General features: G+C 37.7%; 15 protein-coding genes and 1 pseudogene. 7 read left to right on the top strand and 9 right to left on the bottom strand.

Features of this window, described 5'->3' with window-relative positions; genetic code table 11:
• Positions 1-31: 31 nt before the first annotated feature.
• Together FJR09_RS10055 and FJR09_RS10050 are read right to left on the bottom strand one after the other, a co-directional pair.
• The gene (locus tag FJR09_RS10055; protein ID WP_168650990.1) at positions 32-811 is read right to left on the bottom strand and encodes an HpsJ family protein; all 780 of its coding nucleotides are present in this window, start codon (positions 809-811) and stop codon (positions 32-34) included.
• Positions 812-1,288: 477 nt separating this feature from the next.
• Entirely contained in the window at positions 1,289-1,894 is a 606-nt protein-coding gene (locus FJR09_RS10050) for a molybdenum cofactor guanylyltransferase (protein WP_015079378.1), read from the bottom strand.
• A gap of 97 nt (positions 1,895-1,991) precedes the next feature.
• Here FJR09_RS10050 and FJR09_RS10045 point away from each other — a divergent pair, with 97 nt between their 5' ends.
• The 4 genes and pseudogenes from FJR09_RS10045 to FJR09_RS10030 all read left to right on the top strand — a co-directional run.
• Positions 1,992-2,453 carry a nitrate reductase associated protein gene (locus FJR09_RS10045; RefSeq protein ID WP_015079377.1) on the top strand — a complete coding sequence of 154 codons (462 nt, stop codon included), beginning with the start codon at positions 1,992-1,994 and terminating at the stop codon, positions 2,451-2,453.
• Positions 2,454-2,504: 51 nt separating this feature from the next.
• Positions 2,505-2,708: an RNA-binding S4 domain-containing protein gene (locus FJR09_RS10040; protein WP_015079376.1), complete on the top strand. Its 204-nt coding sequence runs from the start codon at positions 2,505-2,507 to the stop codon at positions 2,706-2,708.
• A gap of 233 nt (positions 2,709-2,941) precedes the next feature.
• On the top strand, positions 2,942-3,904 hold the full coding sequence (locus tag FJR09_RS10035; protein ID WP_168632519.1) for a hydrogenase small subunit: 963 nt from the start codon (positions 2,942-2,944) through the stop codon (positions 3,902-3,904).
• Between the two features lie 247 nt (positions 3,905-4,151).
• A pseudogene (locus tag FJR09_RS10030) lies at positions 4,152-4,661 on the top strand (nickel-dependent hydrogenase large subunit); the annotation flags it as partial.
• An 876-nt stretch (positions 4,662-5,537) separates the two neighbouring features.
• On the opposite strand, the gene FJR09_RS10025 reads toward FJR09_RS10030, so the two are convergent.
• The 7 genes from FJR09_RS10025 to FJR09_RS09995 all read right to left on the bottom strand — a co-directional run bounded on the left by FJR09_RS10025 (position 5,538) and on the right by FJR09_RS09995 (position 10,590).
• On the bottom strand, positions 5,538-6,701 hold the full coding sequence (locus tag FJR09_RS10025) for a DUF262 domain-containing protein (protein ID WP_168650996.1): 1,164 nt from the start codon (positions 6,699-6,701) through the stop codon (positions 5,538-5,540).
• 913 nt (positions 6,702-7,614) lie between these two features.
• A complete protein-coding gene (locus tag FJR09_RS10020) occupies positions 7,615-7,896 on the bottom strand; it encodes a hypothetical protein (protein WP_015079373.1) in 282 nt (93 codons plus the stop codon).
• Positions 7,896-8,117 (bottom strand): hypothetical protein, encoded by a 222-nt coding sequence (locus FJR09_RS10015; RefSeq protein ID WP_168652483.1) that lies wholly within the window; start codon positions 8,115-8,117, stop codon positions 7,896-7,898. Before FJR09_RS10015 ends, FJR09_RS10020 begins: the two co-directional genes overlap by 1 nt.
• Positions 8,118-8,898: 781 nt before the next feature.
• Positions 8,899-9,282, bottom strand: a complete 384-nt coding sequence (locus tag FJR09_RS10010; protein ID WP_015079370.1) for a DUF6516 family protein — start codon at positions 9,280-9,282, stop codon at positions 8,899-8,901.
• Entirely contained in the window at positions 9,272-9,562 is a 291-nt protein-coding gene (locus FJR09_RS10005; protein WP_015079369.1) for a hypothetical protein, read from the bottom strand. The genes FJR09_RS10010 and FJR09_RS10005 overlap by 11 nt, the downstream gene beginning before the upstream one ends.
• 366 nt (positions 9,563-9,928) lie before the next feature.
• On the bottom strand, positions 9,929-10,276 hold the full coding sequence (locus FJR09_RS10000; RefSeq protein ID WP_168651916.1) for a type II toxin-antitoxin system PemK/MazF family toxin: 348 nt from the start codon (positions 10,274-10,276) through the stop codon (positions 9,929-9,931).
• On the bottom strand, positions 10,273-10,590 hold the full coding sequence (locus tag FJR09_RS09995) for a hypothetical protein (RefSeq protein ID WP_015079366.1): 318 nt from the start codon (positions 10,588-10,590) through the stop codon (positions 10,273-10,275). Before FJR09_RS09995 ends, FJR09_RS10000 begins: the two co-directional genes overlap by 4 nt.
• A 271-nt stretch (positions 10,591-10,861) precedes the next feature.
• Here FJR09_RS09995 and FJR09_RS09990 point away from each other — a divergent pair, with 271 nt between their 5' ends.
• The 3 genes from FJR09_RS09990 (at position 10,862) to FJR09_RS09980 (ending at position 12,544) form a co-directional block, all read left to right on the top strand.
• Positions 10,862-11,083 (top strand): hypothetical protein, encoded by a 222-nt coding sequence (locus FJR09_RS09990; RefSeq protein WP_015079365.1) that lies wholly within the window; start codon positions 10,862-10,864, stop codon positions 11,081-11,083.
• A complete protein-coding gene (locus FJR09_RS09985; RefSeq protein ID WP_015079364.1) occupies positions 11,076-11,489 on the top strand; it encodes a hypothetical protein in 414 nt (137 codons plus the stop codon). Before FJR09_RS09990 ends, FJR09_RS09985 begins: the two co-directional genes overlap by 8 nt.
• A 503-nt stretch (positions 11,490-11,992) precedes the next feature.
• Positions 11,993-12,544, top strand: a complete 552-nt coding sequence (locus FJR09_RS09980) for a transposase (protein WP_168653387.1) — start codon at positions 11,993-11,995, stop codon at positions 12,542-12,544.
• Positions 12,545-12,692 lie beyond the last annotated feature (148 nt).

Genomic DNA, 12,692 nt, shown 5'->3' with positions numbered 1-12,692 from the left:
ACCTGTCATTGCTAATATCGTTTTCAACATTCTAAATACAAGCCCGTCCTATTTGAAGCCAAACAATCACAAAGGTAACACCAATAATTAGGAGAGCAATAACTGTTCTCAAGCTACTTTTCCATCTATTCTTCCACTGCTCTTGCTGGTTTTTGGCTGCTTCTTGGGAGACTCTCTTTTTTGCACTGGCTAAGTTTTTTTGAATTGTATTTTTAAGCTGAGGAGTTGGTAAATTTAAGTCATCTGGACTCATGTTGATATTTTTAGCGAACAGCTTGATCTGTTCTGCGCTAACCTCTGAAGCAAGACGCTTTTCGATTTGGGTTATTTGTTCAACACTGTTATTTTTCTGTTGGGTGATTTGATCATTGACCACTTTTAGGACTCGTTGCGTATCTAATAAAGTCAGGGGAATTAAGGCAAAAAAGGCGATTCCCATGAGCAGAATCACCCAGCGGATAAATCTCAAAAAAACAATTTCTAGGAAGCGGATATCATTTTTATTTTCACGAAAGTAACGAGTAAAAATAAACCCTAAGCCAATCAAAAAAATCCAACTATGCTCAGTGAAGAGACTAATGGCATTGAGTTCCCATTCAGGGTTTTGGAGTTGAGGTGGGACAATCACATAGATAAAATCTATGAATGACATCATCACAATTCCATAGCCAATAATCGGTAATAGACCAGTCAAGTCACTAGTATTTGATAAAAGACCTTCCCAGTTAACTCGACCGAAAAATGCCCTGAAGTTCTTGACAGAAGAGAAAATAAAGTAATTAATACCTTTTTTGATACCTCTAAAATTCATTGATGCTAGTCTTCCTTTTCAATGCAAAGTTTATAATTACAGCAGCTATCAGCGGTAAAGCCCTCTAAGTGCAAGGCTTTGTGATTAAGATTTGTACCTCATTTACCTGCAATTTACTGGAATTTATCCTTATGACGGCTGAGATTTGAATTTTTACAAGATTACGAAAAATCCAGATGTGTAGGGGTTTAGCATTGCTAAATCCCTACCTGTATAGAAGCCAAGGATTCAGCCATCTTGAGTATAATCAAGGAGATTACATAAAGGTAATAGACTATAGCCATGCAGTAAAATTACTTGACCAATCCTACTATATAATGTTACTATTTTCAATAATAATTTTTTTTGACTGTAGCTTTCATTCAAGCTTGCTGCTCTCAAATTTACCTTGTTTTTCAGAGTATTATTATGAATTTGCAGAAAATTGCCCTTTTAACCGGACTCACTGTTGCCAGTGTACTAGGCAGTGGTGCTTTATTATTCGGGGATATTCTTGTTAAAATTAAATAACATTTGTGAATCTTCCAAAGGTAATACTTCTACAGAATAAGATTTTAACCACTGTTGAAAAGAACGTCCACCTTGTTCAACATACTGACTTAATTCCGGTAAACAACGACGGCGATAAAAACCACATAAAGGTTGCCAGATTTGATTATTTTGGACCAAAGCCGCCATTTTATTTTCGGGAATTGTATCTAATTTAGATATCCAATCTTGTAATATTTCTAGCCGCAAATTTGGTAAATCACAAGCCAATAAAAGTACCCAATTTGTTTCTACTGCTGCTAAACCTTGCATAAAACCTACAAGGGGTCCATGGGTGCGGGGTTCATTTCCAGTTTCCCCAGATAAAGGAACTTCTCGAATAAATTGACTTTTAGATGTGAGTAATTCTTGATAACGTTCTGGCCAGGGAGTTACTATATAAACTTTATCAGTGCAAGCTTCAGCAATAGTACAAATTAATTGCAACATGGGTACACCTCGAATAGGAATTAAGGCTTTATCTCTACCCATGCGAGTGCTTTTACCACCTGCTAAAACAATAGTAGTAACATCACGCTTTAAATCAATATTCATAATATTTGGATTCTATTTAATAAAAATTAACTGTATTTTCTCATAAATCGGTTACAATAATTATATAAATCTATAATTTATAAATATTATCAATTTTATGACAATTTTTTTTGAATTTGAAGCAGATTTTGTTAATTCCTGGCGTTGTATTCCTATGCAAGTGCGCTATAAATTAGACACTTGCGGTATTAAGCTAAAATTAGCAGAATGGAATCAGATGAATCAAGAATCACGTCAAAATTTAGCGATATTACCTTGCGATACAGATGGTCAAATTCATGATTACAGACATTATATTCAAGAGTTGGTATTGCAACTCACTGGTAAACCAGTAGCCGAATTACCCATTGAAACTCATCCAGCATGGATGGATAATACCGCTATTCCCAGCAGTATTCAGGAAAAAGCCCAGGAAATAGGTGTGATTATCACAACTGAGGCATGGGCAAGCTTAACTATTTTACAGCGTTTTGCCTTGATTAAACTGAGTCGTCCTAGCCATGAAAATAAAAACTTCTTACCGGCTTTGCAAGAATTTAAATTGTTGCCAAAATCCTAAATTCTGATATATTGCTATAAATAATACTTTTTAAGTAGTGGGTAAAAGCAAATGATTAAACTCGACCAGTTTTTAAAGTTTTCCGGTATCACCTCTACCGGAGGTCAAGCTAAATGGATGATTGTTGATGGTGAGGTTAAAGTTAATGGTGTAGTGGAAACGCGCAGAGGACGAAAATTAGGAGATGATGATCAAGTAACAGTAGCAGGAAAAACTTTAAAAGTTGGGGAAATACTATCAGATACCGTTGATTAATTTCGATATCTATGATTTTGCCCTCACTACTTTTCCGACCATAACATCCAATTATGCTAATTCTTAATTTTTATTTCCAAAAAATTAATTGCTTTAAATAACACCTTGATTTAAAATAATAAATATTGATCAATAGGTCATTCTCTACAAGTAAATCCTCTCAAAAGGGGAATTATACCCCTACAGAACTTCTTTAATTGTGCATTGTCAACATATATAAAAAGACATAGCTAATGACTAATGTACTCTGGTTACAAGGTGGTGCTTGTTCGGGTGACACCATGTCGTTTCTGAATGCCGAAGAACCAACAGCTTGTGATTTAATTGCTGATTTTGGGATGAAAATACTTTGGCATCCTTCCTTGGGTGTAGAATTAGGTGAAAACGTCAAAACCCTTTTATGGGACTGTATTTCTGGTAAAATTCCTGTAGATATTTTGGTATTTGAAGGTAGCGTAGTTAACGCCCCTAATGGTACAGGAGAATGGAACCGATTTGCCGACCGTCCCATGAAAGATTGGTTAAACGATTTAGCCAAAGTTGCGAAATTTATTGTCGCTGTGGGAGACTGTGCAAGTTGGGGAGGAATTCCCGCTATGTCACCCAACCCCAGCGACTCCAAAGGACTGCAATTTCTCAAACGGGAAGAAGGCGGTTTTTTAGGTTCAGATTTTGTCAGTCAAGCCGGCTTACCGATAATTAATATTCCTGGTTGTCCCGCACACCCCGACTGGATAACGCAGATATTAGTAGCGATCGCCACTGGACGAATTGATGATATAGTTCTTGATGAACTGCACCGTCCCCAAACCTTCTTCAACACCTACGCCGAAACCGGTTGTACCCGCAACATTCACTTTGCATACAAAGCCACAACCACCGAATTTGGACAACGCAAAGGTTGTCTATTTTACGACTTAGGTTGTCGTGGTCCCATGACTCATGCCTCCTGTAACCGCATTCTCTGGAATCGCGTCTCCTCCAAAACCCGCGCCGGAATGCCCTGTTTAGGCTGCACAGAACCCGAATTTCCCTTTTTCGACCTCAAACCCGGAACAGTCTTTAAAACCCAAACCGTCATGGGAGTACCCAAAGAAATACCCCCTGGAGTCAACCACAAAGATTACGCCGTCCTCACCGTTGTTGCCAAAAACACAGCCCCAAAATGGGCAGACGAAGACTTTTTTACAGTTTAGTCATTGGTCAGTAAGTAGGTTAGCATTGAAAATCGTCCTTATGGCAAGGTAAGAGGCAATAGGCAATAGTGAAGAGGGTTTGGGGGATTTTACTTTTCTTTACACAGATTGGTTCTATTGTGTTCACCCACTTAGTCATTAGTCAGTGGTTAAGAGAATTATTGCCACAATTATATTCTTTGCGCCTTTGCCCCTTTGCGTCTTTGCGCGAAACAAAAATTCTAATGACAACTAACAAAGGACAAATATGCCAATTCAAACCTTAGATATTTCACCTGTCGGTAGAGTCGAGGGTGATTTAGATGTGCGTGTCGAAATCGAAAATGGATATGTCACAAACGCTTGGACTCACGCCGAACTTTTTCGCGGCTTTGAAATAATTTTACGCGGAAAAGACCCTCAAGCCGGCTTAATTGTTACTCCTAGAATTTGTGGAATTTGTGGCGGTTCTCACCTCAGTTCTGCTTCTTGGGCGTTGGATACAGCTTGGGGAACAGAAGTTCCTAGAAATGCAATTTTAGCGAGAAACTTAGGTCAAATTGTTGAAACAATCCAAAGTATTCCCCGCTACTTTTATGGCTTATTTGCCATTGATTTAACTAATAAAAATTATCGCCGTAGTCATTTTTATGATGAGGCTTGTCGGCGTTTTGCTGCCTTCACAGGTAAATCCTATGAAATCGGCATTACAATTTCCAGTAAGCCTGTAGAAATCTACGCTTTATTAGGTGGACAATGGCCGCACAGCAGTTATATGGCAATAAATTAGGGAATTGCTTATATAGTCAGGATTATTCAGATTAGATTTAATTATTCCCTGGTTTTTCCTTAAATGAGGCCATAAATCCACCCCATCCATATCATAAGTCCATTTATTTTAGTTATTTGGTGTTTTCAGACGTTACCTAATTTTTCCCTTAATCGCTGTTCAGGAAGTTAAAGGCAAATAGTTAAGTATAATTTTTTCTTTTTATTGAAATATAAACCCGGTTTTTTCTCAATATAAATACGTAATTTTTAGTATAAAAGTTAGAATATTTACAGCTTGTCTTGAGTATATAAGTATTGATTTATTTGGATATTGAGCGATTCCTACGGAGCGCTTCGCTATCGCATTTCCCCAATATCAGCGAACTGACAAGTCAGCGCTTACGCTATCGCAGTTAATAGTAGTTAAGGAAACATAAGAAAATGGATATTGAGCGAATTGCTTGCAGCAGGGATCGCGCGATCGCACTAGAAATATGGAAAGGAACTCTTTTAATTTAAAAAGATTACTAGTCATTTGTTAAACTATTTTGCCGTAACTTTAAGAATGTTTGATGTTCAAGACCGTACAACATCTTCAATCGGATTTCGTACATTAAATCTGTCAGCAATTTCTTGAATCTGGTATAGACTGTCTGATCAATCCTATCCTCTGAAACTAAATCACCTCCATGAGCTACAGAATTGCGTAATCTTAGGAATAAATCATCGCTATTGATTGGGTTGAGAAAATATCTTTATGTCTTGAAGATAAAGAGTATCTTTTCGTGAAAATTGCTCTCTCAATTTCAAAAAGAACAGATACTCGCTCCTCAATAATTTCTTGCAATGCTATATCAAAATCATCCATAATTGATTGCTAAGTTTATTGAAAAATCTCATCTGCTCTTTTAAGACGAGTTCTAATCCGGCTTCTGCTATTAGAACTACTACCAGAATATCTCTTGAAATCTTGATCATTTTTTAATTCTCTTATTTTTGATTTTAAAAGTTCAATGTCTACAGCATATTTATCAATATTTTGAGCAACTCCGATTAATATACCTTCAAAATAAGCTGGAACAAATAAGTTACCCTCGTTTCTGAATATCTTATTATCTCCTATTTGGTTAATTAATTCTAAGACTCTTATGATAAGAAATTCATAATTATTGTAGTCAAAATCAGCATTTTTGACGGTTTCCTCCATAAATTTATTTAAGAATTTCTCCATGTTTTCATTTACGTTTTCAGCATTTTGATAGAAAGCGAAAAACCTAAGAACTAGTTCTTGATCATATAATTCATTAAGTTTGCCACGACTTAATTGGGTAAGTGTTTTGAAAACCTCGTTTTGACTAATTTTTAGTAAAAGCTCATTAAGCCGAGGATCTACTCCTCGATAAATTGCATTTCTTATTTCCTGTGGAGTTAATTTTGAACCTCCAGAGTTGAGTCGTTTGAACAACTCATATTTCATAGAAGTGCTGCTTTCCCCTCTCAAAATTTCGACTCTACAAACAGCCCTTTTTAGATTTATTTTTAAATTAGTTGGAAGAGTATCAACATTAAAACCTTGTAAGCTGTTAACTAATCCTCCTTCTTGCAAAATCCATTTATTTATAGTTTTTCCCTCTTCAGTTTCTTCCCCGTTTTCTTCTTCAATTTCTTCTCTCTCTTCCACTGATGAGTTAACATCCTCTTCTGGATGATTGATTTCCCATCCATCACCTTTTAGCTCACCAAAGAAACTTATAAAAGTAGAAACACGTTGCAATCCATCAACTAACTCCCATACACCATTTTTATCTTCAGCTACGAATATTGGAGGAATTGGAATCGAGAGTAGAATGGATTCTATAAGTGCAGTTTTTTGTGTTTCTGACCATCGAAACAACCTTTGATACTCTGGTCTAATTATTAATTCATCATTTTTGTATAGGTTGATCAACTCTCCAAAAGAAATGTCGAGCCTATCTGACGAAAGTCTTCTTCTCTCATCTGAAACTGCTTGTTCGAGCAAGGCTATTTTTTCTTCAAGGTTTTCCATATGACTCAGGCTAAGTATGATTTTCCAAGTATAACTAGCGGGTAATGAAATGAATGCTCAACTACCTTTCACACTTCTTTTTCATGTCGCTATTGTATTGTAATACATAATTTTTCCGTATAACATCCATATTTAGTGTATTAAACGGAATTTTCTATAAAACTCCCAATGGAACAATAGACATCTCCAAAAAGCTAGTATAGCAATCCTAAATTGATATGTGAGAGTTCAATAAGCCTCAAGAGCGATCGCAGTTAATCCAGTTAAAGAAGTACAAGACAATGGATTTTGAGCGATTCCTACGGAGCGCTTCGCTATCGCACTAACCCAACATTAGTGAACTGACAAGTCAGCGCTTACGCTATCGCAATTAATCACAGTTAAGGAAGCACAAGACAATGGATTTTGAGCGATTCCTAGGTCGCGCTTCGCTATCGCATTAACCCAATATTAGCGAACTGACAAGTCAGCGCTTACGCTATCGCAGTCAATCCCCGTTAAGAGGATGTTTGAAAAGTGGTATTCCGTAATTTTCATCACATTGCTACCCCCCTTAGTCCCCCCTATGCTTTGGGGGGAAACAATAAAAATCCAGTTCCCTCCCCTTGTAAAGGGGAGGGTTAGGGTGGGGTAAAAAATATTTGATACATCAACCATAACTTTCCAAACACCCTCTAAGGAAGCACAAGATAATGGATTTTGAGCGATTCCTACGGAGCGCTTCGCTATCGCACTAACCCAATATTAGCGAACTGACAAGTCAGCGCTTACGCTATCGCAATTAATCACAGTTAAGGAAGCACAAGACAATGGATTTTGAGCGATATTGCTTTTCTCAAAGATGTTCAACGGTGAAGTTATAAGGTGCTTTACATTCTATTAACGCACCCTACAAAATCGGCTGGCCTGCTGGTTAAAGCTTACCAATGAGCTTGTCATATTCTGCGTGAGTTCCGATAGCGAAGCGCTCCGTAGGAATCCAAAACCAAGAAATACCGCTTTCTACCTCAACTCCTAAAGCCCGATAGTCTAATCCTGCTCGAACTGACCAGTATTTTTTACCAATCTTCTTGAAGTGTAATGATGGATGAAATGGATCAGCTTTCAAAAGTTCGTAACACTGATCTGCTGTTTCCTGAACTTGAGGGGATAACTCGTCATAGCATTTCCAAAATCTTCGCGTTGTGTAGTGCATCAGAGTTCTCGGCAATGTCCCGCTTTAAACTCAGCGATTCCTACGGAGCGCTTCGCTATCGCTTCTTCTGCTAAAGCCTCCAATTTGCCGTCTGCGATGTCTTGTTCTAGTTGCTCGTCCCAATGTTGGTAGTCTACGTCTAAGATCCATTGCCTAAGTCGCTGAAATTGTTCTGGTGTAAGCGTTAAAATAGCTGCTTCAATTTGTTCAATGGTTGACATATCTGATTATAGTTTTTTGACTTCAATCACATTATAGCTTTGCATAGAGGAGCAATTCTAATTTTTACCCTGCCACTGAATATAAAACACACTCTGCACACATCTTTATTATTGATTTGTTTGGATATTGAGCGATTCCTACGGAGCGCTTCGCTATCGCATTAATTCAATATTAGCGATCGCATTTAATAATATTTAAGGAAGTACAAAAAAAGGAAGTAGAGCGATCGCACTCAAACCACAACTAGCGATCGCAGCACAAGACAATGGATTTTGAGCGAACTGCTTGCAGCAGCGCTTCGCTATCGCTTACCCATGAGATCACAGTTAATCCCAGTTAAGGAAGCACAAGACAATAGATTTTGAGCGATTCCTACGGAGCGCTTCGCTATCGCACTAACCCAACATGAACGATCGCAGTTAATCACAGTTAAGGAAGCACAATAAAATGAATTTTGAGCGATAGCGAAGCGCGACCTAGGAATCGCTTACCCATGAGATCGCAGTTAATCCCAGTTAAGGAAACGTAAGAGCGATCGCATTAACTCAATATTAGCGAACTGACAAGTCAGCGCTTACGCTATCGCACTTAATCACAGTTAAGGAAGCACAAGACAATGGATTTTAAGCGATTCCTAGGTCGCGCTTCGCTATCGCATTTCCCCAATATTAGCGAACTGACAAGTCAGCGCTTCGCTATCGCAGTTAATCCCAGTTAAGGAAGCACAAGGAAATGGATATTGAGCGATTCCTATGTCGCGCTTCACTATTCACTATCGCACTATCCTAATATTTTTTTAACCTCATTGAGTACCTCATTTAAAAAAGGAGCATCTGATTTAATCACATTATCCTCACTTCCATCATGTTTATGATGAGGAAAAGTAGGGAGATTTAATTTTCGATGATGTTCAGTATTGTCATAACGAAAAATTAGTTTATTTTCTGAATCCATATATTGATAACTATACATTTTTCGATCTATGGAGATTTCAACATAGACAAATTCTCGTAAATGCAGCAAAGAATTATCTTCAAAATCAATTTTTCCTTTGATCAATCCTTCATATATTCCTCTTTTTTCACTTTCAATCTTGAATATTTTGACAATTTCTGAAGATTCAATTAAAAGCTGAATCTGTTGAAAATAATTTTCAATTAACAAAATCAATCTCCTCTATAGACTCTTTCATTTGTTGTAAATGTGTCAACATTCGAGATTCGCCAATCCATTCATCAAAATCAAAATTATGGGATAATTCATCATTATTAAAACGGGTTATAAATTCCTTTGTTGATAATTGATACTTGGTTTCCAATTCTATAATTCGTTCTTCTGTTCTTTTTATTCCTGCTATTACACTTTGTAATCTTTCTGATAAAGCACTTTCAATAATTCGTCTGAGGGAATCTGGATCTTTTGATCTTAGTTTGAGTTCAGCCATTATTTTTTCTCTTCTGATACTGTGCAGTCTAAAAGATGTTCTTGGGGTGAGTAGTTGTTATTCCTTTTTTTATTCTATCACTTGATAATCAAGACGGTAAATACAAGATCGGCGATCTGCTTGCAGCAGCGCTTCGCGATCGCTTACCCATGAGATCACAATTAATCGCAGTTAAGGAAGCACAAGGAAATGGATTTTGAGCGATAGCGAAGCGCTCCGTAGGAATCGCTTACCCATGAGATCGCAATTAATCGAAGTTAAGGAAGCACAAGACAATGGATTTTGAGCGATCGCTTTGATCGCTTTTCTCAAAGATGTTTAACAGCCCCGTTAGACTGTACCTCACAGACTGCTGTTGAAACGAGACTAAAGTCCCAAACAATAGCGAACTACGGTTTCTATGTCCTGCATTTTAGCATCTGAGAGTTTGCCAGAAGGCTGGCTAGGAAAACGCTTTAAATCAAGTGAACGAATTTGAAAGCAAAGAAATACTGTCTCGATTAATAATCTAGTTTCTTCAGGTAGACACCTCACATTTGTTGGATAGTTTTTGGTGATATTTGTTCCTTTTGTACCAACAACTACTGTAACAACTAATGGTAATTGATTAATAGCATCTACAGAAAGCACTAAAACAGGACGCTCTCCTGCTTGTTCTCTACCTTGAACTGGATTAAGATTGACGAAGTAAATTTCAGATCGCTGAACGCTCATAACCTTTCTATTCCATCCAGTTCAGAGATTTCAAACTCAGCATTAATTAGACCTATCTCTCTTTGGATCTCTGGATCATTTGCCATATCAGTTAAGCTTGTCTCAATCAAAGTCCGCATTTTTAATGTATTAATTAGTTTAGGGTCGTTTAGGCTTATTGGTTGGAATATCTCCTGATCACCGTCTACCTGATCAATCAACTCAGGCAATAAGACAATAACCTTAACACGACTGCCGTAAGGAAATGTTAATGCTTGGTCTAAATTAATCTGCCCATTTGTGTTTACTGTCCCTACTAACTCAACAGCTTTCATAAAGCCTCCTTTGTTTTTTACATCAGTTAATCAAGTCCCCATATTTCTATTTAAGTTAAATTTCCTCCTGGTTGATCAAGAAAATGGATTTTGAGCGATTCCTGCGGGGCGCTTCGCTATCGCACTAACCCAATATTAGCGAACTGACAAGTCAGCGCTTACGCTATCGCAGTTAATCCCAGTTAAGGAAGCACAAGAAAATTTGCCCCTAAGAGAGTGTTACAATGAGACAGAGTGCAAAAAACTAGAATCTGTATCTGTCGTTGAACTTATGCTAACAACCACTCAGTTCGCTCCCATACTTAGGCAATTATCTCACTCCGATAAGCTTTTATTACTTAATTTCCTTGTAGCTGAGTTGCTCCGGGAGTCTGGTATTGTACCGATGTCTATTCAAGATGATGTCCATAGACAAGGTTTACATGACTCTTTTGAGGCTGCTGCCATTTTAGCTCAAGCATTAAAAGAGACACAAGAATTGACTCATGGTTAATAAAGTAAGATTTGCCTTCACTGAGGTAGATCCCAGTCTTGGAGCATTAAGTACACTTCCTTATTTACCACTGACATTAACGTATCAAAATCAATCTTTGAATGTTTCGGGACTGTTGGATACTGGTTCTAGTGTTAATGTCTTGCCTTATGAAATGGGATTAGCATTAGGCGCAGTCTGGGAAAATCAAAGGTTGTCTTTGCCATTAGGCGGTAATTTAGCTAGATTTGAAGCTCGTGCATTAGTTGTGAAAGCCACTGTTGAACAATTTCCTGCTGTGGATTTGGCTTTTGCTTGGACACAAGATAAGTATGCACCGTTAATACTAGGACACATGAACTTTTTTCTTGCGTTTGATGTGTGTTTTTACAGATCTGACTTGGTATTCGAGATTAGTCAAAGGTAGTTTTATTAAGAATTGTTTCAATATCTTTCTCAGGCTCATCACAATCTTGAATTAACTTGAGAACTACTTTAGCACAAGCGAACTGCTTGCAGCAGCGCTTCGCTATCGCTTACCCATGAGATCGCAATTAATCGCAGTTAAGGAAGCACAAAAAAATGGATTTTAAGCGATAGCGAAGCGCGACCTAGGAATCGCACTAACCCAACATGAACGATCGCAGTTAATCACAGTTAAGGAAACACAATAAAATGAATTTTGAGCGATAGCGAAGCGCGACCTAGGAATCGCTTACCCATAAGATCGCAGTTAATCGCAGTTAAGAAAGCACAAGACAATGAATTTTGAGCGATAGCGAAGCGCTCCGTAGGAATCGCACTTACCCATAAGATCGCAGTTAATCACAGTTAAGGAAGTACAAGAAAATGGATTTTGAGCGAACTGCTTGCAATATGACAATACAATAAATAAAAAATAAATTTAATTTCACCCATACTAACTCCATAATGCCTAATTATAGAAGACCTAATGTTTCTGGAGGTACATATTTCATCACACAAGTCACTTATCAAAGAGAATCTTGGCTCTGTACTGATATAGGGAGAAAATCTCTTCGAGAAGCAATAGAAAAAGTAAGGGAAAAATATCCTTTTTGTATTGATGCTTTTGTTTTATTACCTGATCATTTTCATTGTTTGTGGACTTTACCCCCTGATGATAAAGATTTGTCGGTGAGATTGCGCTTAATTAAAACTTATGTTACCAAACATTATGGACAAGCATTAGGGGTTAATCGGGAGGTTTCTCAATCACGACAAAAGCGAGGAGAAAGTAATCTTTGGCAACGTCGGTTTTGGGAGCATTTAATTCGGGATGAACGGGATTTTGCGCTCCATTGTGATTATATTCATGATAATCCGGCTCGACATGGATTGTGTGAAAATCCCCAAGATTGGCAGTATTCCAGTATTCATCGGTTTATCGCTGAGGGAATTTATCCAACCGATTGGGGTAAAGATAGCAGAAAGGAAAAACCTCAAGGATATTGGGACGATTAGTAGGGTGCGTTAGCGACAGCGTAACGCACCGAAAATCAGTAAATAATCATAAATATGGTGCGTTACACTCCGTTAACGCACCCTACAAGATCGACGATCGCACTTCACTTTCTGGTAATTGCTTGATTACTGATTCAACTTCTAGCCG

The sequence above is a fragment of the Dolichospermum sp. UHCC 0406 genome, from assembly GCF_009712025.1.
Taxonomy (GTDB): domain Bacteria; phylum Cyanobacteriota; class Cyanobacteriia; order Cyanobacteriales; family Nostocaceae; genus Dolichospermum; species Dolichospermum lemmermannii.
Note: the sequence above shows the minus strand (reverse complement) of the source record. Positions and strands in the feature narration are given on the sequence as shown.